Origin of the sequence: Azospirillum sp. TSO5 (assembly GCF_003116065.1) — a bacterium.
GTDB lineage: Bacteria > Pseudomonadota > Alphaproteobacteria > Azospirillales > Azospirillaceae > Azospirillum.
In genome coordinates this window covers 1-21,212 of the sequence record NZ_LGQY01000027.1, presented here as the reverse complement: position 1 = coordinate 21,212, position 21,212 = coordinate 1, and the positions used below count along the sequence as shown (strand labels likewise).

At 66.7% G+C, this 21,212-nt stretch carries 22 protein-coding genes; 18 read left to right on the top strand and 4 right to left on the bottom strand.

What is annotated here, in order from left to right; all coding sequences use genetic code 11:
• From TSO5_RS07625 to TSO5_RS07600, 6 genes are all read left to right on the top strand, one after another.
• Complete coding sequence (locus TSO5_RS07625; protein ID WP_109151035.1) at nucleotides 1-1,338, top strand: pyruvate dehydrogenase complex dihydrolipoamide acetyltransferase; 1,338 nt, start codon at nucleotides 1-3, stop codon at nucleotides 1,336-1,338.
• A 20-nt stretch (nucleotides 1,339-1,358) separates the two neighbouring features.
• Nucleotides 1,359-1,661 carry a chorismate mutase gene (locus tag TSO5_RS07620; protein ID WP_085089443.1) on the top strand — a complete coding sequence of 101 codons (303 nt, stop codon included), beginning with the start codon at nucleotides 1,359-1,361 and terminating at the stop codon, nucleotides 1,659-1,661.
• 15 nt (nucleotides 1,662-1,676) lie between these two features.
• Nucleotides 1,677-3,074, top strand: a complete 1,398-nt coding sequence (gene lpdA, locus TSO5_RS07615) for a dihydrolipoyl dehydrogenase (protein ID WP_109151034.1) — start codon at nucleotides 1,677-1,679, stop codon at nucleotides 3,072-3,074.
• A 43-nt stretch (nucleotides 3,075-3,117) separates the two neighbouring features.
• Entirely contained in the window at nucleotides 3,118-3,603 is a 486-nt protein-coding gene (locus TSO5_RS07610; RefSeq protein ID WP_109151033.1) for a DUF29 domain-containing protein, read from the top strand.
• A 62-nt stretch (nucleotides 3,604-3,665) separates the two neighbouring features.
• A complete protein-coding gene (gene lipA, locus TSO5_RS07605) occupies nucleotides 3,666-4,622 on the top strand; it encodes a lipoyl synthase (protein ID WP_109151032.1) in 957 nt (318 codons plus the stop codon).
• 35 nt (nucleotides 4,623-4,657) lie between these two features.
• Complete coding sequence (locus TSO5_RS07600) at nucleotides 4,658-5,113, top strand: type II toxin-antitoxin system RatA family toxin (protein ID WP_109151031.1); 456 nt, start codon at nucleotides 4,658-4,660, stop codon at nucleotides 5,111-5,113.
• A 27-nt stretch (nucleotides 5,114-5,140) separates the two neighbouring features.
• On the opposite strand, the gene TSO5_RS07595 is transcribed toward TSO5_RS07600, so the two are convergent.
• Genes TSO5_RS07595 through TSO5_RS07585 form a run of 3 tightly spaced genes read right to left on the bottom strand, consistent with a single transcriptional unit; the run spans nucleotide 5,141 to nucleotide 7,084 of the window.
• A complete protein-coding gene (locus tag TSO5_RS07595; RefSeq protein ID WP_014247666.1) occupies nucleotides 5,141-5,329 on the bottom strand; it encodes a 4-oxalocrotonate tautomerase in 189 nt (62 codons plus the stop codon).
• A gap of 42 nt (nucleotides 5,330-5,371) precedes the next feature.
• Entirely contained in the window at nucleotides 5,372-5,875 is a 504-nt protein-coding gene (locus tag TSO5_RS07590) for a CinA family protein (protein ID WP_109151030.1), read from the bottom strand.
• Between the two features lie 36 nt (nucleotides 5,876-5,911).
• Entirely contained in the window at nucleotides 5,912-7,084 is a 1,173-nt protein-coding gene (locus tag TSO5_RS07585) for a bifunctional 2-C-methyl-D-erythritol 4-phosphate cytidylyltransferase/2-C-methyl-D-erythritol 2,4-cyclodiphosphate synthase (RefSeq protein WP_109151029.1), read from the bottom strand.
• A 188-nt stretch (nucleotides 7,085-7,272) separates the two neighbouring features.
• Here TSO5_RS07585 and ccsA point away from each other — a divergent pair, with 188 nt between their 5' ends.
• The 6 genes from ccsA to TSO5_RS07555 all read left to right on the top strand — a co-directional run bounded on the left by ccsA (nucleotide 7,273) and on the right by TSO5_RS07555 (nucleotide 15,824).
• Nucleotides 7,273-8,103, top strand: coding sequence for a cytochrome c biogenesis protein CcsA (gene ccsA / locus TSO5_RS07580; RefSeq protein ID WP_109151028.1), 831 nt, complete (start codon nucleotides 7,273-7,275; stop codon nucleotides 8,101-8,103).
• A 156-nt stretch (nucleotides 8,104-8,259) separates the two neighbouring features.
• Nucleotides 8,260-9,246 (top strand): tRNA dihydrouridine synthase DusB, encoded by a 987-nt coding sequence (dusB, locus tag TSO5_RS07575; protein ID WP_109151027.1) that lies wholly within the window; start codon nucleotides 8,260-8,262, stop codon nucleotides 9,244-9,246.
• Nucleotides 9,247-9,260: 14 nt separating this feature from the next.
• The gene (locus TSO5_RS07570; RefSeq protein ID WP_109151054.1) at nucleotides 9,261-10,460 is read left to right on the top strand and encodes an ATP-binding protein; all 1,200 of its coding nucleotides are present in this window, start codon (nucleotides 9,261-9,263) and stop codon (nucleotides 10,458-10,460) included.
• Nucleotides 10,460-11,905, top strand: a complete 1,446-nt coding sequence (gene ntrC / locus TSO5_RS07565; RefSeq protein WP_109151026.1) for a nitrogen regulation protein NR(I) — start codon at nucleotides 10,460-10,462, stop codon at nucleotides 11,903-11,905. The genes TSO5_RS07570 and ntrC overlap by 1 nt, the downstream gene beginning before the upstream one ends.
• 303 nt (nucleotides 11,906-12,208) lie before the next feature.
• Nucleotides 12,209-14,434, top strand: a complete 2,226-nt coding sequence (locus TSO5_RS07560) for a PAS domain-containing sensor histidine kinase (RefSeq protein WP_247870633.1) — start codon at nucleotides 12,209-12,211, stop codon at nucleotides 14,432-14,434.
• Nucleotides 14,424-15,824: a sigma-54 dependent transcriptional regulator gene (locus TSO5_RS07555; protein ID WP_109151025.1), complete on the top strand. Its 1,401-nt coding sequence runs from the start codon at nucleotides 14,424-14,426 to the stop codon at nucleotides 15,822-15,824. The genes TSO5_RS07560 and TSO5_RS07555 overlap by 11 nt, the downstream gene beginning before the upstream one ends.
• Here the strand turns inward: TSO5_RS07555 and TSO5_RS07550 are convergent.
• Complete coding sequence (locus tag TSO5_RS07550; protein ID WP_158282382.1) at nucleotides 15,814-16,515, bottom strand: class I SAM-dependent methyltransferase; 702 nt, start codon at nucleotides 16,513-16,515, stop codon at nucleotides 15,814-15,816. The genes TSO5_RS07555 and TSO5_RS07550 overlap by 11 nt on opposite strands.
• Nucleotides 16,516-16,705: 190 nt before the next feature.
• Between TSO5_RS07550 and TSO5_RS07545 the strand changes: the two genes are divergently transcribed.
• The 6 genes from TSO5_RS07545 (at nucleotide 16,706) to TSO5_RS07520 (ending at nucleotide 21,108) form a co-directional block, all read left to right on the top strand.
• Nucleotides 16,706-17,434 (top strand): HAD family hydrolase, encoded by a 729-nt coding sequence (locus TSO5_RS07545; protein WP_109151023.1) that lies wholly within the window; start codon nucleotides 16,706-16,708, stop codon nucleotides 17,432-17,434.
• Between the two features lie 61 nt (nucleotides 17,435-17,495).
• Complete coding sequence (gene hfq / locus TSO5_RS07540; protein ID WP_012974114.1) at nucleotides 17,496-17,744, top strand: RNA chaperone Hfq; 249 nt, start codon at nucleotides 17,496-17,498, stop codon at nucleotides 17,742-17,744.
• Nucleotides 17,745-17,835: 91 nt separating this feature from the next.
• Complete coding sequence (hflX, locus tag TSO5_RS07535; protein ID WP_247870632.1) at nucleotides 17,836-19,089, top strand: GTPase HflX; 1,254 nt, start codon at nucleotides 17,836-17,838, stop codon at nucleotides 19,087-19,089.
• A 164-nt stretch (nucleotides 19,090-19,253) separates the two neighbouring features.
• Entirely contained in the window at nucleotides 19,254-19,562 is a 309-nt protein-coding gene (locus tag TSO5_RS07530; protein WP_109075644.1) for a hypothetical protein, read from the top strand.
• A gap of 84 nt (nucleotides 19,563-19,646) precedes the next feature.
• Nucleotides 19,647-20,258 (top strand): hypothetical protein, encoded by a 612-nt coding sequence (locus TSO5_RS07525; RefSeq protein ID WP_109151022.1) that lies wholly within the window; start codon nucleotides 19,647-19,649, stop codon nucleotides 20,256-20,258.
• 37 nt (nucleotides 20,259-20,295) lie between these two features.
• Nucleotides 20,296-21,108 carry an inositol monophosphatase family protein gene (locus TSO5_RS07520; protein ID WP_109151021.1) on the top strand — a complete coding sequence of 271 codons (813 nt, stop codon included), beginning with the start codon at nucleotides 20,296-20,298 and terminating at the stop codon, nucleotides 21,106-21,108.
• The last annotated feature ends 104 nt before the right edge of the window (nucleotides 21,109-21,212 follow it).

Below are 21,212 nucleotides of genomic sequence, written 5' to 3'. Positions count from 1 at the left end.
ATGACCGTTCAGATTCTGATGCCCGCCCTCTCGCCCACGATGACCGAGGGCAACCTCGCCAAGTGGCTGAAGAAGGAAGGCGACACGGTGAAGTCCGGCGACGTGCTCGCCGAGATCGAAACCGACAAGGCCACCATGGAAGTCGAAGCGGTCGATGAAGGCCGCATCGGCAAGATCCTGATCCCGGCCGGCAGCCAGGGCGTCGCGGTGAACACCCCGATCGCCATCCTGCTGGAAGAGGGCGAGGACGAGAGTGCGCTGGCTTCTGCCGGCTCCGCTCCCGCCCCGGCGCCGGCGCCCGCTGCTGTCGCTCCGGCCGCAGCACCGGCGCCGTCGGCCGCCCCGGCCGCCGCTGCTCCGGCCCCGGCCGCCGCTCCGGCGACTGCCACTGGTGAGCGCGTGTTCGCCAGCCCGCTGGCGCGCCGCATCGCCGAACAGGCCGGCGTCGACCTGAAGTCGGTCAAGGGCACCGGCCCGCACGGCCGCATCGTCAAGGCCGACGTGGAGGCCGCCAAGGCCGCCGGTCCGGCCAAGGCTGCCGCCGCTCCGGCGGCTGCCCCGGCTCCGACTGCCGCCGCTCCGGCTCCCGCCGCTGCTCCGGCCCCGGCGAAGGCCGAGGGTGTGGATGCCAAGGCGCTCGCCGACAAGCTGGGCATGGCCTACACCGCCGTGCCGAACAGCGGCATGCGCAAGACCATCGCCAAGCGCCTGGGCGAGGTGAAGCGCACCGTCCCCGACTATTTCCTGACGGTGGATGTCGAGATCGACGCGCTGATGAAGGTCCGTGCCGAGCTGAACGGCCGGTCCGACGCCTACAAGCTGTCGGTGAACGACTTCATCATCCGCGCGGTGGCGCTGGCGCTGAAGAAGGTTCCGGCGCTGAACGCCGCCTGGACCGACGAGGCGATGCTGCAGTACAGCCACGCCGACATCTCGGTCGCCGTCGCCACCCCGACCGGGCTGATCACCCCGATCGTCAAGAAGGCGGAGACCAAGGGTCTGGCCGACATCTCCAACGAGATGAAGGCGCTGGCCAAGAAGGCGCGCGACAACGCGCTGAAGCCGGAAGAGTACCAGGGCGGCACCATCTCCATCTCCAACCTGGGCATGATGGGGATCAAGCAGTTCCAGGCGATCATCAACCCGCCGCAGGCCTGCATCCTGGCGGTCGGCGCCAGCGAGCAGCGCCCGGTGGTGAAGGACGGCGCGCTGGCCATCGCCACGGTGATGAGCCTGACCGGCACCTTCGACCACCGCGTCGCCGATGGCGCCGTCGGTGCGGAATTCCTTGCGGCGGTGAAGAAGCTGCTCGAGGATCCGCTCTCGATGCTGCTCTGATGGTTTGAGGATCCGGTTCCATGTCGAAAAGCCTTGCCCCGCTCCGCGCCGAAATCGACGCCATCGACGACGAACTCGTCGCGTTGCTGGGCAAGCGCCTGTCCGTCGTCCACCGCGTCGCCGCGGTGAAGATGGCGGAGAACCTGCCGGCCGTGCTGCCCGATCGCGTCGAAGCGGTGAAACAGCGGGCGGCCGAGGCGGGGCTGGCGTACGGCCTGGATCCGGACTTCATGGCCACCCTGTACCAGACGATCATCGACGAGGCGTGCCGGGTCGAGGAAGGCATCTTTGCCGCCGGCCGCGAGGATGCGCCTCGCTCCTGAATGGGGAGAACACCCTTGGCCGACATGAATTACGACGTCATCGTCATCGGCGGCGGGCCGGGCGGTTACGTGGCGGCGATTCGCGCCGCGCAGCTGGGCCTGCACACCGCGGTCATCGAGCGTGAAAACCTGGGCGGCATCTGCCTGAACTGGGGCTGCATCCCGACCAAGGCGCTGCTGCGCTCGGCCGAGGTGCTGCATCTCGCCAAGCATGCCGCCGACTACGGTCTGGTCATCCAGAACCCGTCCTTCGACCTCGACAAGGTCGTCGCCCGCTCGCGCAAGGTCGCCGGGCAGCTGAACGGCGGCGTCAAGCACCTGCTGAAGAAGAACAAGGTCGCGGTGATCGAAGGTTCCGCCAAGCTGCTCGGCAAGGGCACGGTGGCGGTGACCAAGGGCGAGGCCCCGGTCGGCACCTTCGGCGCCAAGCACATCATCATCGCCACCGGCGCCCGCGCCCGCACGCTGCCGGGCCTGGAGGATGACGGCAAGCTGGTCTGGACCTATCGCAAGGCGATGACCCCGGATGCCATGCCGAAGTCGCTGCTGGTGATCGGGTCTGGCGCCATCGGCATCGAATTCGCCAGCTTCTACAACGCCCTGGGCGCCAAAGTTACTGTGGTCGAGGTGATGGACCGCATCCTTCCGGTGGAGGATGAGGAAATCTCCGGAATGGCCCGGAAAGCCTTCGAAAAGCAGGGCATGCGCATCATCACCGGCGCCAAGGCCGGCAACCTGCGCAAGGCCGCCGACAGCGTGACCGTGGCCGTCGAGGCCGGCGGCAAGACCGAGGACATCACGGTCGACCGCGTCATCGTCGCCGTCGGCATCAGCCCGAACACCGAGGGCCTCGGCCTGGAGAACACCAAGGTCAAGACCGACCGCGGCCACATCCAGACCAACGGCATGTGCGAGACTGACGAGCCGGGCGTGTATGCCATCGGCGACGTGACCGGCGCCCCCTGGCTCGCCCACAAGGCCAGCCACGAGGGTGTGATCGTCGCCGAGCACATCGCCGGCAAGCACCCGCATGCGCTGAACGTCCGCAACATCCCGGGCTGCACCTACTCGCACCCGCAGATCGCGTCGGTCGGCCTGACGGAGAAGAAGGCGAAGGAAGCCGGCTACGAGATCAAGGTTGGGCGCTTCCCGTTCGTCGGCAACGGCAAGGCCATCGCGCTTGGCGAGCCGGAAGGCCTGATCAAGACCATCTTCGACGCCAAGACCGGCGAGATGCTGGGCGCCCACATGATCGGCGCGGAAGTGACCGAGCTGATTCAGGGCTATGGCATCGCCAAGTCGTCGGAGCTGACCGAGGCCGAGTTGATGCACACGGTGTTCCCGCATCCGACCCTGTCGGAAATGATGCATGAGTCGGTCCTTGATGCCTATGGCCGGGCGATCCACTTTTAACTAAGATTTTCCGAGGTGACGTTTTTCCCCTTTGGACGGAGCCATGGACCGCAGCAGCGCCGCCTATGACGTGGATTTCTACGCCTGGACGCAAGCCCAGGCGCAGGAGCTTCGCCGTGCCGGCGCCGAGCGGAACAACGCCCCGGTCGACTGGGAGAACGTCGCCGAGGAGATCGAGAGCATGGGCCGCAGCCAGAAGTCCGAGATCGACAATCGCCTTGGCGTTCTGCTGGTCCATTTGCTGAAATGGATGTTCTGTCCTGACCTGCGGGAACGATGCGAGCGCGGCTGGCGCCTGACCGTCCGGGAGCAGCGCAAGAAGCTGATCCGCGAGATCAAGGACAGCCCCAGCCTTCGGCCCTACATTGCCGACGTCTTCGTCGATGTTTACTCGGATGCCCGGCTGCGGGCCGCCGTCGAGGCGGATGTCCCCGACGGGCATTTCCCGGTCGAGTCGCCTTTCACGCTTGACCAGGCGCTCGATCCGGCCTATCCGGCCGAACTGTTTCCGCCGGAATGGCGGGTTTGACATCCTCATCGCACCTATTGTCGGGGCCGGGGCATCGCGTCGGCCATCGGGAGCTTTAGACCATGACCCTCGTCGACCAGTCCGAGAAGCTGCGCCACCCCGAGAAGGCCCATAAGCCCGACAACCCGATCCAGCGCAAACCGGCCTGGATCCGGGTCAAGGCGCCGATGAGCCAGGAATACAACGAGACCCGCCAGCTGATGCGCGGTCTGAAGCTGAACACCGTGTGCGAAGAGGCCGCGTGCCCGAACATCGGGGAGTGCTGGAAGCACAAGCACGCCACCTTCATGATCCTGGGCTCCATCTGCACGCGCGGCTGCGCCTTCTGCAATGTGGAGACCGGGCGTCCCGATCTGCTGGACCCGCATGAGCCGGACAATGTGGCCGAGGCGGTGGGCCAGCTGAAACTGAGCCACGTCGTCATCACCTCGGTCGACCGCGACGATCTGGACGATGGCGGCGCCGAGCATTTCGCCCGCACCATCCGTGCCATCCGCGCTGCGTCGCCGACGACGACCATCGAGATCCTGACCCCCGATTTCCAGAAGAAGAAGGGTGCGGTCGAGGTGGTGGTCGAGGCCAAGCCCGACGTCTTCAACCACAATCTGGAGACGGCTCCGCGCCTCTATCCGACAATCCGTCCCGGTGCGCGCTATTTCGCCTCGCTGCAACTGCTGGCGCGGGTGAAGGAGCTGGATCCGACGATCTTCACCAAGTCCGGCCTGATGGTCGGGCTGGGCGAGACGAAGGAGGAGATCGGGCAGGTTATGGACGATCTGCGCTCCGCCGATGTGGACTTTCTGACGATTGGGCAGTATCTCCAGCCCACGCCCAAGCATGCGGCGGTGGATCGTTTCGTGACTCCCGAGGAGTTCGACGGTTATTCCACTGTCGGCCGCGGCAAGGGCTTCCTGCTGGTGGCCTCGTCGCCGCTGACGCGCTCGTCCTACCATGCGGGCGCCGATTTCGAGAAGTTGCGCGAAGCCCGGCTGCGCAAGCTGGGGGTCGCGGCCGCCTGATCCAGACGGTTCAATAGAAGGACACGGGTACGGGCATGCCGACGCACGCGGAAAAGAAGGTTCTTCCCTACACGCCCCAGCAGATGTACGACCTGGTCGCCGATGTGGAGAAGTATCCGGAGTTTCTGCCCTGGTGCCTGGCGGCCCGCATCCGCAAGCGCGAAGGCAATGTCATGTTCGCGGACCTGATCATCGGGTTCAAGATGGTCCGCGAACGCTTCACCTCGCGGGTGGAACTGAGTGCGCCGGCCTGCCGGATTGACGTGCAGTACACCGACGGGCCGTTCCAGTATCTGAACAATCACTGGATCTTCAACGATCATCCCGGCGGCTGCTGCGTCGACTTCTTCGTCGATTTCGAGTTCCGCTCGAAGATGCTGCAGAAGATCATGGGCCTGCTGTTCAACGAGGCGGTGCGCCGCATGGTGCAGGCCTTCGAAACGCGTGCGGCCCAGCTTTATGGGCCGGGCCGGGTGACGCAGCCGGCCTGACGCCGGCCGGGCAGGGGATGTGGGCGGTCAGGTCTTGTCCGACCACAGCTCCCCGCCGCTGGCCCAGTCGCTTTTCTTCACGTCCTGAAAGATGATGTCCACCGCCGAGGGCGAACAGCCGAGGACCTTCACGGTCGCTTCGGTCAGCGCCTTGGCGTATTCGCGTTTCTGTTCGACGGTGCGGCCTTCGAACAGCTGGATGTTGATGGTCGGCATCGGGTGATTTTCCTTCTGTGTAAATAGCTTGCCGGTGTTTGTTCAGCGCAGGCTTCCGGTCGGGCGGGCCAGCCGCAACCGCTCCAGCGCCGCCTGCACCGTCGCCATGCGCACGGCATCGCGGTCGCCGGGGAAGGTGTATTCCTTGGCCTTCGCCGCCCCGCCGCGCACAGCGGTGGCGACATAGACCCGGCCGACCGGCTTGGTCTCGGTCGCGCCGCCGGGGCCGGCGATGCCGGTCACCGCCACCGTCACGTCGGCCCGCGACTTGGCCAGCGCGCCGACCGCCATGGCGACCGCCACCTCCGGGCTGACCGCGCCGTGGGCGTGCAGCAGGCTGGCGGGAACGCCGAGCAGCTCGGTCTTGGCGATGTTGGTGTAGGTGACGAAGCCGCGGTCGACCACCTTGGACGAACCGGCGATGTCGGTCAGCGCGCCGGCGATCAGGCCGCCGGTGCAGGACTCGGCGGTCGCCAGCATGAAGCCGGCGAGGCCGTATTCGGCCAGCACCTGGGCGGCAAGTTCGCGGATGGGCTCGGGAAACATGACGGCCTCTCCCGGTTCTGATCGTTGAATTGGATGTTAGCCGGGGAGCCTGATGGTCGCCACTGCCTGGGCGGCGATGCCCTCGCGCCGGCCGGTGAAGCCTAACTGCTCGGTGGTGGTCGCCTTGACGCTGACCCGGCCGACCTCGATGCCCAGGATTTGGGCAATGCGCTCGGCCATCGCGCCGCGGTGGGGGCCGACCTTCGGCCGCTCGCAGATGATGGTGACGTCGGCATGGGCGATGACGCCGCCGCGCTCCGCCACCAGATCGGCGGCGTGGCGCAGGAACTTGGCGCTGTCGGCGCCGCGCCAGCGCGGGTCGGTGGGCGGGAAGTGGCTGCCGATGTCGCCGGCGGCCAGCGCGCCGAGGATCGCGTCGGTCAAGGCATGCAGGCCGACATCGGCGTCGGAATGGCCTTCCAGCCCGTGGTCGTGCGGCACGCGCAGGCCGCAGAGCGTCACGAAATCGCCGTCGGTGAAGCGGTGAACGTCGAAGCCGCTGCCCGTCCGCACATCCCACAGGCTGCTCATGATCGCGCGGGTGGCGCGGGTCAGGTCGTCGGGGTTGGTCACCTTAAAATTGTCCTCCTTGGACGGCACCAGCGCCACGGCCAGACCGGCACGCTCCGCCACCGCGGCATCGTCGGTCAGCGACAGGCCGGCGGCGGCGCGGTGTGCTTCCAGAATGGCGGGAAAGTGGAAGCCCTGCGGGGTCTGCGCCCGCCAGAGCCCATCGCGGTCCACCGTGCCGGTGATGGCGCCGGAATTGCCGCGCTTGAGCGTGTCAGCGACCTGGACCGCGGCGATGGCGCCCGGCGTGGTCTCCAGCGCGCCGATCACCGCGCTGATGGTGGCCGCGTCGATCAGCGGACGGGCGGCATCGTGGATCAGCACGAGGTCGGGGGCGCCGTCGGCGGCGAGAGCCTCCAGCCCGTTGCGCACCGAGTCCTGACGGCTGACGCCGCCGGCCACCGGATCGGGCAGGCCAAGGCCGGCGACCGAGGTGTCATAGGCATCGCGCCAGGTGGGGTCGATGACCACGCGCACGCCGGTGACCTGGGGGTGGCTGAGGAAGGCCTCCACCGTCCTGCGCAGCACCGGCTTGCCGGCGAGGTCGAGATACTGCTTCGGCCGTTCGGCGCCGAACCGCTGGCCGGATCCGCCGGCGACGATCAGGGCGATGCAGGTGGGCGCGATGCAGGTGGGCATGAGGCAAACCGTAAGATATGATAGCCACTTGACGGAAACGTCGCGGAGCCTAGCCTGTCGCCGTGGTTCCGCCAAGTGCCGAGCCTTGCCGCCTGTTATCCTCCGGACGATGTCCTGGGGCGGGCGGCTTGATATGGCGGCACGTCATGGCAGCATGACGGCGGAAGGACGGGAGTGCATTCGGGTCCATGTCGCAGAACATTTTCTTGAGCCTGACGGCGCTGGTGGCCCTGTTGCCTGCCGCCTTCTATCCTTACCGGCGCATCGCGGGGCAGGGGGTGGAGGGGCGCGGCTGGTCCTTCTGGGGTGCCTTGCTGCTCGCCGCCGCCGGTCCGGGCATGTGGGCGATCCTGCAGGTCGCCGGCCAATGGCAGACCGGATTCTCCACCGCGCTGTGGGTCACGACCGCCGCCTGCATGGCTCTGTTCATCGGGCTCAGCCTGCTCCATGACACGGCGTGGAGGCTGGCGCCGCTGCTGCTGCCCTATCTGCTGGCGGTCTGTCTGCTGGCGACGCTGACCGAGGATGCGCCGGCCCCGGTCCTGCGCGGCAATGCGCCGGGCGTGTGGATCGATCTGCACATTGCGGTATCGGTCTTCACCTATGCCCTGCTGACGCTGAGCGCCGTGTCGTCCTTCGCCGCGGTGATCCAGACCCGGGCGCTGAAGAGCAAGCGGCCGACTCCGCTCAGCCGCTTCCTGCCGCCGGTGGCGGAGAGCGAGCGGCTGCAGCTGCGTCTGCTGATCGCTTCGGAGGTGGTCCTCGGTGCCGGACTCGCCACAGGCATGGCGGTGCTCTATTTCGAGCAGGGTCTGCTGTTCCGCACCGATCACAAGACCCTGCTGTCGCTGGCCACCTTCGTCGTCATCGGCATCCTGCTGCTGGCCGAATACCGGACCGGCGTGCGTGGGCGGACGGCGGCGCGGACGATGCTGATCGTCTATCTGCTGGCGACCCTTGCCTATCCCGGTGTCAAGTTCGTGTCGAACGTGCTGATCGGGCAATGGGCCTGGAGTTGAGGGCGCACCCGCCGCAAGTCGGTGGAAGAGCACAGCTTTCACCTCAGGCCTGAGCGCGGCCAAGGGGCTTCGCGCTTGCACACATCCGCGGCAGCGTGATAAGTTGCCCAAAATGGTGGCACTTTGTTGATTTGCCCATCAATCGGGCAGGTGAGAATGACCATACAAATCGGACCCATCACGCTCGCCGGACCGGTGATCCTGGCGCCCATGTCGGGTGTCTCCGACCTGCCGTTCCGCCGTCTGGTGAAGCGCGCGGGCTGTGGCCTCGTCGTGTCGGAGATGATCGCCAGCCAGGCGATGATCCGCGAGAACCGCCAGACCCTGCGCATGGTGGAAACCGAGCCGGAAGAGTTTCCGATGGCGGTCCAACTCGCCGGCTGCGAGCCCGAGGTGATGGCGGAAGCAGCGAAGCTGAACCAGGATCGCGGCGCCGCCGTCGTCGACATCAATTTCGGCTGTCCGGTGAAGAAGGTGGTCAACGGCCATGCCGGCTCCTCCCTGATGCGGGACGAGGCATTGGCCGGCCGCATCCTCGAGGCGGTGGTGAAGGCCGTCAGCATTCCGGTGACGCTGAAGATGCGGCTGGGCTGGGACGAGACCAACCGCAATGCCCCGAACCTCGCCCGCATCGCCGAGCAGTGCGGGATCAAAATGGTGACGGTCCATGGCCGCACTCGCATGCAGTTCTACACCGGCACCGCCGACTGGACCTATGTCCGCCATGTGAAGGATGCGGTGAAGATCCCCATCGTGGTCAACGGCGACATCACCGATTTCGAAGCGGTGGACCGGGCCCTTGCCGAATCCGGCGCCGACGGCGTGATGATCGGGCGCGGCAGCTATGGCCGGCCCTGGTTTCCGTCGCAGGTCATGCATTACCTGCGTACCGGCGAAAGGCTTCCCGATCCGCCGCTGCACGAGCAGATGGACACGCTGCTGGAGCATTTCGACAGCATGCTGAGCCACTACGGCACCGACGGCGGCATCAAGGTCGCCCGCAAGCATGTCTCCTGGTATTCGACCGGCCTGCGCGATTCCAACGAGTTCCGCCAGGAGGTCAACCGGCTGGGCGATCCCGCCGCCGTGCGCGACAGCATCCGTGCTTTCTACGAACCGGCAATCGAAAGGATGGCCGCCTGATGGACCCCGTACCGATGACAGCCCCGGGCCAGCGTGGCCGCAGCCGGCCGGGTGCCTCGCGGGCGCCCAGGCTGGAGTCCCTGGTGGTGCTGAACAGCCTGCCCGATCCGGTGCTGGTGGTGGACGGCAACGGCGATATCCGCTTCGTCAATCTGGAGGGGCAGGAGTTCTTCGACCTGTCCGCCAACGCCATGGAAGGGATGCCGCTGCCGGACCTGCTGCCGCCGGACAGCCCGGTGATGGGCCTGATCGAACAGGTGCGCCGGGGCAGCCGCCGGGTGTCGCAGGACGGGGTCATCATCGACACGCCGCGCATCGGTCCGCACCATGTCACGGTGCAGGTGGCGACCATGGGCGACCCGCCCGACCATGTGGTGCTGACCATCCATGAGCGGTCGCTGGCCCGCAAGATCGACCATTCGCTGACCCATCGCCATGCCGCGCGATCGGTCACCGCCATGGCGGCGATGCTGGCGCATGAGGTGAAGAACCCGCTGTCGGGCATCCGCGGCGCCGCCCAGCTGCTGGAGGAGAATGCCAGCGAAGACGACCGCGTGCTGACCCGCCTGATCTGCGACGAGGCTGATCGTATCGTGGCGCTGGTCAACCGGATGGAGGTTTTCTCCGACGAACGGCCGCTGGAGCGCGCCGCGGTGAACATCCACACGGTGCTGGAACATGTGCGCAAGGTCGCCCAGAGCGGATTTGCCCGAAAAATACGCTTTGTCGAGCGTTACGACCCATCACTGCCTTCTGTTTACGGCAATCGCGACCAACTTGTGCAGGTTTTCCTGAATCTGGTGAAAAATGCGGCAGAGGCTGCACCGGAATCAGGCGGCGAGATCACCCTGACCACCTCCTATCAGCATGGCGTGCGCATGGCGCTGCCGGGTGGCGATGTGCGCCGGCATCTGCCCTTGCTGGTGACGGTGCAGGATAATGGCGACGGCATTCCGGAAGACCTGCAGTCCAACCTGTTCGACCCCTTCGTGACCAGCAAAGTGAACGGCACTGGCCTTGGTCTTGCATTGGTGGCGAAACTCATAGGCGATCATGGCGGAACCATCGAGTTCGACAGCCAACCTCGCCGGACCGTCTTCAAGGTGTCGCTGCCGATGTACGATGATTCGAAATACGACGATCCGAAACTTTCCGGGGGGTCGAAGATTTCTGACGCTGGCTTGCAGTCCAAGGGCGGCCGGGGGACTCGGTGATGAGCGCGGCGACCATTCTCATCGCGGATGACGATCGCGCCATCCGCACCGTCCTGACGCAGGCTCTCGCCCGGCTGGGGCACGAGGTTCGCACCACCGGCAACGCCGCGACGCTGTGGCGCTGGGTGGCGGACGGGCAGGGGGATCTGGTCATCACCGACGTGGTGATGCCGGACGAAAACGGCCTGGATCTGATCCCGCGCATCAAGAAGCTGCGGCCCGAGCTGCGCGTCATCGTCATGAGCGCGCAGAACACGCTGATCACCGCGGTGAAGGCGGCGGAACGCGGGGCCTTCGAATATCTGCCCAAGCCCTTCGACCTGAAGGAGCTGGTGTCGGTCGTAGAACGGGCGCTGAACACCAACACCCCGCCGGCCGCCATGCCCGGGGGCGACCTGGAGGGCGAGGAACAGCTGCCGCTGATCGGCCGCTCGCCCGCCATGCAGGAAATCTACCGGGTGCTGGCCCGCCTGATGGGCACCGACCTGACGGTGATGATCACCGGCGAGTCCGGCACCGGCAAGGAGCTGGTCGCCCGTGCGCTGCATGATTACGGCAAGCGGCGCAACGGCGCCTTCGTCGCCATCAACATGGCCGCCATCCCGCGCGAGCTGATCGAGTCCGAGCTGTTCGGCCACGAAAAGGGCGCCTTCACCGGCGCGACCAACCGCTCGACCGGCCGCTTCGAACAGGCGCAGGGCGGCACCCTGTTCCTGGACGAGATCGGCGACATGCCGCTGGAGGCGCAGACCCGGCTGCTGCGCGTGCTGCAGGAGGGCGAATACACCACGGTCGGCGGACGCACCGCGATCAAGACCGACGTGCGCATCATCGCGGCGACCCACCGCGACCTGCGCACCCTGATCCGCCAGGGCCTGTTCCGCGAGGATCTGTTCTACCGCCTGTGCGTGGTGCCGATCCGTCTGCCGCCGCTGCGCGAGCGGACGGAGGACATTCCGCTGCTGGTCCGCCATTTCCTGAATCTCGGCATCAGCCAGGGGCTTCCGGCCAAGAGCATCGATCAGGCGGCGATGGACCGGCTGAAGCGCTACCGTTGGCCCGGCAACGTCCGCGAGTTGGAGAATCTGGTCCGCCGTCTGGCCGCGCTCTATTCGCAGGAGGTCATCGGGCTGGACGTGGTCGAGGCGGAGCTTGCCGATGCCACCCCGGCCGCCCAGCCGGTGGAGGAGCCGCAGAGCGAGGGCCTGTCCTCCGCGGTCGAACGCCACCTGAAGGACTATTTCGCCGCCCACAAGGACGGCATGCCGTCCAACGGCCTGTACGACCGGGTGCTGCGGGAGATCGAACGGCCGCTGATCTCGCTCAGCCTGTCGGCGACCCGCGGCAATCAAATCAAGGCGGCCCAACTGCTGGGTCTGAACCGCAACACGCTGCGCAAGAAGATCCGCGACCTGGACATCCAGGTGATGCGCGGCATCAAATAGATCGATCGACGCCCACCCGCCACCGCAACCGGCCCGTGCCAAAATTGTGACACAACGTCGGTGCGGACGGTGGTGGACCGAAGGCCAGCAACCGACCTGCGGCTCCTGCGCCGGCTGGCCTAAGCGGTCCTGTCCGAAAGGCAGATCCATTGCGGCTTGGCAGGGCCGCAACAGAGGTGTATCTTTCCGGCAACAGATTAGCGCCGGATGATGCCACTCAATTCCGACACCGCAGCAGCCGGCCAAAGGCCGGTCTGGCAGAAGATTCTCCACTGGTCCCGGCGGGTAGGCCTGGGCAAGCGGATGGCTTTTGCCCTGTCGCTGGCAGCCTTGGCCGCCGGCTTCGCCACCTATGCGGCGATGACGGAAAGCGCGCCGTTCGGGCAGGCCAACCCGCGTACCGTCACCCTTCTGCTGACGCTCGACCTTGCGATCCTGCTGACGCTGGGCGTGCTGATCGCGCGGCGGATCGTCGCCATCCTGATCGGGCGGCGGCGCGGGCTGGCGGGATCGCGGCTGCACACCCGGCTGGTTCTGGTGTTTAGCGTGCTGGCGGTGGCGCCGGCCATCATCATGACGGTGTTTTCCACCCTGTTCTTCTATGTCGGGGTGCAGAGCTGGTTCAGCGACCGCGTGCGCACGGCGGTCAACGAATCCCTGGTGGTCGCCAGCGCCTATCTGCACGAGCACCAGCAGAACATCCGCGCCGATGCCCTGGCGATGGCCAACGACCTGTCGCAGGAGGCGCGTCTCTCCAGCGACCCGGAACGGTTCGAGCAGGTCGTCGCCACCCAGGCGATGCTGCGCGCCTTGTCGGAAGCCATCGTCTTCAACGGCACCACCGGCGCCATCGTCGCGCGGGCCGGATATACCTTCACCCTGGAATTCGAACCGATCCCGGAAGACAAGATCCAGCAGGCCCGCAATGGCGAGGTCGCGCTGATCGTCAAGGAATCCGACGACCGCGTCCGCGCCCTGGTCAGCCTGGACCGCGTATCCGATACCTTCCTCTATGTCGGCCGCATGGTGGAGCCGCGGGTTCTGCAGCACATGGCCTCGGCCGAAGGGGCGGTGAAGGAATACACGGCGCTGGAGAACCAGCGCGGCAGCCTGCAGATCACCTTCACCCTGATCTTCCTGGTGGTGGCGATGCTGCTGCTGCTGGCGGCGGTGTGGGCCGGGCTGAATTTCGCCACCCGGCTTGTCCGACCGATCAGCGCGCTGATCGGCGCCGCCGAGCGGGTGCGCGCCGGCGACCTGACCGTCCGCGTCTCCGAGCCGCCGGGCGAGGACGAGTTCGTGCTGCTGTCCCGCGCCTTCAACCGCATGACCACCGAGATCGAGGGGCAGCGCCGGGAACTGCTCTCGACCAACCGGCTGCTGGACGAGCGGCGGCGCTTCACCGAGACGGTGCTGTCCGGTGTGTCGGCCGGCGTGCTGGGCGTCGATGCCGACGGCGTCATCAACCTGCCGAACCTGTCCGCCGCCCGCCTGCTGGGCGAGGAGGATCTGGAGCGTCTGGTCGGAATGTCGCTGGTCGAGCTGCTGCCGGACATCGGCGACCTGCTGGAGAATGCGCCGAAGAAGCCCGGCCGCGTCGTGCAGGACCAGATCCAGATCCGCCGTCCGGGCAAGCCGACGCTGACCCTGCTGGTCCGCATTGCGGCGGAGGTGCGCGCCGGCGAAGTGCGTGGCTATGTCGTCACCTTCGACGACATCACCGAACTGGTGTCGGCGCAGCGCAAGGCGGCCTGGGCCGACGTGGCGCGCCGCATCGCGCATGAGATCAAGAATCCGCTGACGCCGATCCAGCTGTCGGCTGAGCGGCTGCGCCGCAAATACCTGAAGGAGATCTCCAGCGATACGGAGGTCTTCACCATGTGCACCGACACGATCGTCCGGCAGGTCGACGACATCCGCCGCATGGTGGACGAGTTCTCCGCCTTCGCGCGGATGCCGCAGCCGGTGATGAAGCCGGTCAACATCAACGATCTGGTGCGGCAGGCGGTGTTCCTGCAATCGAGCGCCCACACCGGCAAAATCCGTTTCGACACCCGGCTGCCGTCCGGGCCGCTGACGGTGGCCTGCGACAGCCGGCAGATCTCCCAGGCGCTGACCAATCTGCTGCAGAACGCGGCGGACGCCATCGAAGGGCGCACGCCGCCCGCCGACGGGTCGGAGCTGCCGCCGGGAGAGGTAGGAATCGCGGTGGAGGACGATGGTGAGAAGGTTGTCGTCACCGTCGAGGACAATGGCAAGGGCCTGCCCGGCGGCGAACAGCGCGACCGGCTGACCGAACCCTATGTGACGACGCGGGCCAAGGGCACCGGGCTGGGGCTCGCCATCGTCAAGAAGATCATGGAGGACCATGGCGGCGTGCTGACCCTGGAGGACCGCGAAGGCGGGCCCGGGGCGCGCGTGACCCTGGTCATTCCACACCCGGTTGCGGTCGCGAACGACGCGGGCGGCCGTGACGACAGGCCGGCGGAGACCGGCGGAGAGATGAGGCACGAAGCCCATGGCGCATGACATTCTGATCGTCGACGACGAAGCCGATATCCGGATGCTGATAGCCGGCATCCTGAACGACGAAGGCATCAAGACCCGCGAGGCCGCCGACGCCGATCAGGCCTTCGCCCAGGTGGCGGCGCGCCGGCCGAGCCTCGTCGTACTCGACATCTGGCTGCAGGGCAGCAGGCTGGACGGCCTGCAGATCCTGGAACAGCTGATGCGGGACCATGGCAACCTTCCGGTCATCATGATCTCCGGCCACGGCAACATCGAAACCGCGGTCCAGGCGATCAAGGTCGGCGCCTACGACTTCATCGAGAAGCCGTTCAAGGCCGACCGGCTGCTGCTGATGGTGGACCGCGCCATCGAGGCGGCGCGGCTGAAGCGCGAGAACCAGGAACTGAAGCTGCGTGCCGGCGGCGACGTCGAGTTGATCGGCCGCTCCTCGGCGGTCAATCAGGTGCGCCAGTCGATCGACAAGGTGGCGCCCACCGGCAGCCGCGTGCTGATCTCCGGCCCGCCCGGCGCCGGCAAGGAGGTGGTCGCCCGCCTGATCCATGCCCGCTCGCGCCGCGCCAGCGGCCCCTTCGTCGGGCTGAACTGCGCCACCATGCGGCCGGAGCGGCTGGAGATGGAGCTGTTCGGCACCGAGGCCGGCGTCGACGGTCCCGGCCGCAAGATCGGCACCTTCGAACAGGCCCATGGCGGCACGCTGCTGCTGGACGAGGTCGCCGACATGCCGCTGGAAACCCAGGGCAAGATCGTCCGCGCCCTGCAGGAACAGGTGTTCGAGCGCGTCGGCGGCGGCCAGCGGGTGGAGGTGGACGTACGCGTGATCGCCACCTCCAACCGCGATCTGCAGGCGGAGATCGAGCAGGGTCGTTTCCGCCAGGACCTGTTCTACCGCCTGTCGGTGGTGCCGATCCGCGTGCCGTCGCTGGCCGAACGGCGGGAGGACATCCCGGTGCTGGCCCGCCATTTCATGCAGCGTTCCGCCGAGGCGTCGGGCCTGCCGGTCCGCGAGTTCGGCGAGGACGCGATGGCGGCGCTCCAGGCCTATGACTGGCCGGGCAACGTGCGCCAGCTGCGCAATGTGGTGGACTGGCTGCTGATCATGGCGCAGGGCGACCCGAAGGAGCCGATCCGCGCCGACACCCTGCCACCGGAAATCGGCGCCATCACGCCGACCGTCCTGAAATGGGACAAGGGCGGCGAGATCATGGGCCTGCCGTTGCGCGAGGCGCGCGAGGTGTTCGAGCGCGAATATCTGCTGGCCCAGGTCACCCGCTTCGGCGGCAACATCTCCCGCACCGCGTCCTTCGTCGGCATGGAGCGTTCTGCCCTTCACCGCAAGCTGAAGTCGCTGGGCGTCCATGGCAGCGAGAAGGGGAAGATGTTCATCGAGTGATTTTCCGGAAAACGGCCTCGTCGTAGAAGCCGTGTTCCAGTCTCCGGTTGTCAGGTCCGAACAAAGGTGTCGGACCTGACGATTGCTTTCCGGTGAGCCGGTGCGCGACCGTGAAGCTCGTCGATGCGGAGGCGTCGCTGAACCGGAAATTGCTGTGCCGGATCGCCAGCAGTCCCCCCGGCCGCAGGCAGCGGGCGAGGTCGCCCGTGATGCGGTCGAAATCGGCGAATCGAAGCAGATGATCGCAGCGGGAATCCGCCGTCGTCAGCAGGCCGTGGCGGAGCACAGCCATGCAGAAGATCGCGTCGTACATCTCATCCGGTTCAGCGGCCGGCGTTGTTGCGACCCTGAAGTGAACGCCATGGTCGTTCCGCTGGCGGGCGTTCCTGCGGCAGACTGAGATGTTGTAGGGATTGGCATCGATCCCGACGATTTGCGCCTCGGGAAAATAGCGGCGCAGTGAAAACACTTCCTCGCCGGAGGAGCAGCCGAAGGAGAGAATTTGCCTCTGCGGCCCGTCGCCGATCTCGTCCCGTACAAAGCGGAAGATCGCCGGATAGCGGTCGAAGGCTGTGGTGGCATAGGGCTGGAAGACGCCTTCCGTGCCTGACAGCTCGAAAAGCGCTTCCCGACGCGACTGACTGCCGCGAAGGCAGCGCACGATGAATCGCAGGATCAGAAAGCCCGGCAAGGAGCGTGACCTCTCCTTCAGGGCTTCCCGGAGAGGTGTGGATCGCCGGCGCCGTTCGGCTTGTGGTGGTGAGGGCATGCGTGCCATGCATTTGTTGTGCGGCACAGAGTAGCCATAATCCGATCGATGTTGGAAGAATACGATCTTTCCCCTGTTTCCAAATGATCAACCGTTTATACGGGAGTATTCCTTGTCCGCCCCCATCACCCTGCCGCGCGCCGTCATCTATGACTGGGACAACACCCTGGTCAGCAATTGGGACACCGTGCGCGCGGCGCTGAACCATGCGCTGGTGTCCTTCGGCCTCGACCCCTGGAGTGCGGAGGAGGCGCGCGAGCGGATCAAGGCGTCGCTACGCGACAGCTTCCCCCGCATCTTCGGCGAGCGCTGGACCGAGGCGCGCGACCTCTTCTATGCCTATTTCGCCGCCCACCACCTGGACGGGCTGAAGCCGCTGCCGGGTGCGGAGACTCTGCTGCGCCATTTCCACGAGCGCGGCGTCTATCAGGCCGTCGTCTCCAACAAGAACGGCAAGTTCCTGCGGGCGGAGGCCAAAGCGCTGGGCTGGAGCCGGTATTTCGGTACGCTGGTCGGCGCCCAGGATGCCGAGTTCGACAAGCCGCACATCGCCCCGGTGCGGATGGCGCTGGAACCGGCGGGGATCGCGCCGGGTTCTGATGTCTGGTTTCTCGGCGATGCCGACATCGACATGGAATGCGCCCATGGCGCCGGACTCGTTCCGGTGCTAATAGGGCTGGGCGAGGGGAGCGGCTTCGACCGTTTTCCGCCCGCCCATCGCCACACCGACTGTACGGCGCTGCACAGCGTCCTGTATGGCTTGGTGGAAGGCAATGGTGATACCATATCCCTGCAAACGGCTGTCGAGACGGTACCTGCGCGCACCATACCTGCACCGTGAAACGGGGAGCGGACCACCTGAAGAAGGGGTCCCAAGAACATTGAAGAAGGGGGCATGAAAAATGTCTGAAAAAAGCCAAAACGTGCAGGACGTGTTTCTCAATCACGTCCGTAAGAACAAGACTCCCGTAACCGTCTTTCTCGTGAACGGCGTGAAACTCCAGGGCATTATTACTTGGTTCGACAACTTCTCGGTACTTCTGCGGCGCGACGCGCATTCCCAGCTCGTCTACAAGCACGCAATCTCGACGGTCATGCCGGCCCATCCCATTCAACTTTTCGAGCCGCCCAAGGAAGGTGAAAGCGTCTGATCCCTTGACCAATGGTAACGGCGCGGCCCCTGAAGGCGCCGCGCGGGCCATCGTGGTCCACCCTGTCCTCCGCATCGAGGCGGACGGGGACATGCGCCCTCCCGAATCCCGGCTCGAGGAGGCGGTCGGTCTTGCCCAGGCCATTCAGCTGGACGTCGTCCATGCCGAATGCGCCAAGGTGAACCGGCCGCAGCCGTCGACCCTGCTCGGCTCCGGCACGGTGGAGCAACTGGCCCAAGTGGTGGAGGAGACCGAGGCGACCCTCGTCATCCTCGACCATGCCCTGTCGCCGGTCCAGCAGCGCAACCTGGAACGGGCGCTGAAGGCGAAGGTCATCGACCGCACCGGCCTGATCCTGGAGATCTTCGGCGCCCGCGCCCGGACGCGGGAAGGCATGCTGCAGGTCGAGCTGGCGTCCCTGACCTACCAGAAATCCCGGCTGGTGCGGTCCTGGACCCACCTGGAACGCCAGCGCGGCGGCTTCGGCTTCCTCGGCGGCCCCGGTGAATCGCAGCTTGAGCTTGACCGGCGCCTGATCGGCGACCGGATCATCAAGATCAAGAAGGAGCTGGAGGAGGTGCGGCGCACCCGCGGCCTGCACCGCAAGGCGCGCGCCAAGGTGCCGTACCCGGTGGTGGCGCTGGTCGGCTACACCAATGCCGGCAAATCGACGCTGTTCAACCGGCTGGCGAACGCCGACGTCTTCGCCCAGAACCTGCTGTTCGCCACGCTCGATCCCACCATGCGGCAGGTGACGCTGCCGTCGGGGCGCAAGGTGATCCTGTCGGACACGGTCGGCTTCATCTCCGACCTGCCGCACGGCCTTGTCGCCGCCTTCCGGGCCACGCTGGAGGAGGTGGACGCCGCCGACATCATCCTGCATGTCCGCGACATCGCCCACATCGACAGCGACGCCCAGAAGGCCGACGTCCATGAGGTGTTGTCCGACATGGGCATCGACCCGGAGACGGACGACCGGGTGATCGAGGTGCTGAACAAGATCGACGCCCTGGACGAGGAAAGCCGCGCGGCGGTCCTGGCCCAGACTGGGCGCAATCCGCGCGCGGTGGCGGTCTCCGCCCTGTCCGGCGAGGGGATCGACGATCTCGATCGCCTGCTCGACCAGCGGATGAACGTCAATCGGCAGGTTGTCGACCTGTCCGTCGAGCTTGGCGACGGGGCGGCGCTCGCCTGGCTCTATGCCAGGAGCGAGGTTCTCGACCGGCGCGACGACGAGGAGCATGCGCATCTGCAGGTCTCCATCGACCCCGTCGATCTTGCCCGGTTCGAGAAGCGGTTCCAGCCGGCCGAACAGCCGACCGAGCAGGTCCAGCCGCAACCTTAAGCGGCGCGAGCCTGTACTCCTGGCCGAAGGAAGGGGGTGCGACACCGGGTCTATGACCTGTTGCACCCCACTCCGGTCTTACGACGAATGCGGCGTGGTTATTTCCCCGTTGGAGCCCGATGATGGGAACGGAGCGGTGCGCTCCCCCATCAGGAGGACTGCCAATGCGGTTGCAAACCGATCCGTCGTGCTTTTCGATCACGGCTTTCCTCGCCGATCAGGTTGCTATCGTCGCCCGTCAGGAGAAGTTGCCGCCGGGTGCGGCACTGCTGCGGTTGCAGGAACTTTCGCGCACGCCAGAAGGCCGTGCGACCCTGATGCGACTGATCGAATCCGCCGCCCAGCGGGAGCCGAATGCCGAAGAGGCCGCGAAGATCGAAGCAATCTGCCGTGAGCTGGCTGCCTGGGGCTATGGCGGTTTCACCGGCGGAACCCGCCACGACCCCCATCACGACCATCGCGCCGCGGCCTGACGGTGATTTGACACATGCTTGAGGGATGACGGCGCGGGCTATGGCGGGCCATAATGGGCCGTTCGCCATCGCCGCGGTCCCGTCGTGCTCCGTTCCCCTTCCCGTACCGTCCTGATCGGCGCCGGCCGCCTGATTCCGGCACTGCTGATCCCGGCGCTGCCGCTGCTTCTGGCATTCGCCCAGACCGGGGCGGCCGAGCCGGTGCGGTACGGAATGCCGCTGCCGCCCGGCTATGTCGAGGAGCCGGCGGTGCCGCCAGAGGATCCGCTTCCCCCGCCGCCGAAACCCTTGCCGTTGGCGCCCGACGAACCGCTGGTCGTTGCGCCGGATGCTGCGGAGCTGCTGAAGGATTGCAAGCAGCAGGCCTTCACCGACTGCTTCCGCCTGTGGCAGCCGCCGCCTCCGCCCCCTCCGGAACCGGAGAAGGAAACCGCGGGCACCCCACCGCCACCTCCACCGCCCGACCCCAAAGCGCCGCGTGAGCCGGCACAGGGTGGCCCGGTGCCGCCCCCGCCACCCGATCCCGCCAAGGAAGCCGCAGCAGCAGCAGCCGACCGCGCCACCTTCGATGCGCTGTCGAAGGCGCTGAAGGACAGCGGGCTGGACGGCAGGGTTCTGCTGACTGACCCGAAGGGCGGCGATCCCACGTTGAAACTGGACAGCGTGCCCGGCAAAACGCCGGCGGCGAAGCGCTGAACCGCCGTCCCCTCAAGCCATCAGGAACCTTCCGACCATGACGGGTTTCCCGCTTCCCGACATCGACCAGGTTTCCGACCTGATCCGCTCCGTCGCACGGACGGAGATCATGCCGTATTTCCAGAAGCTCGACTCATCGGGCATCCGGCAGAAGACCGGCCCGACCGACCTCGTCACGCTGGCGGACGAGGCGGCGGAGCGGGCCTTGACCCCGGCGCTGTCCACCCTGCTGCCGGGCAGCCGCGTCATCGGCGAAGAGGCCGCGTCGGAGGACGAGCGTGTGCTCGACCGCATCCATGGCGACGATCCGGTGTGGATCATCGATCCGGTGGACGGCACCATCAATTTCGCGCAGGGCCGGCCGATGTTCGCGGTGATCGTGGCGCTTGCCTGGAAGGGCGAGACGGTCGCCGGCTGGATCCACGATCCGGTCGATGGCCGTATGGCGACGGCGGTGAAGGGGCAGGGCGCGCGGCTGAACGGCAGCCGCGTCCATGTGGCGCCGGCCGTGCCGTTGCCGCAGATGGTCGGCGCGCTGTCGACGCGCTTCTGCGCCGAGGAGATGGGGCGGCAGTTGGAGGAGCGCAGCGCCGGGCTGGGCGAGCGCGCCTGCCTGTCGAGCGCCGCGCAGGAGTATCTGCGGCTGCTGGAGGGGCGGGCGCATTACTCGCTCTATCACCGGCTGATGCCGTGGGATCATGCGGCCGGCGTGCTGATGCATGCGGAGGCCGGCGGCTATTCCGCGCTGATCGACGGCACGCCCTATCGGCCGGAGTTGCTCAGAGGGAGCATTCTGCTGGCGCCCGACCGCGACAGCTGGCAGGCGCTGCACGGGCAGCTTTTTGGGTGAGTTGATTGGGTAGGGAGGTGCTGATTGCCCCCTCCCTAACCCTCCCCCGCTCTCAGCGGACCTACGGTCCGCCTGCCGCGTCAGCACAAAGCGAAGCTTTGTGC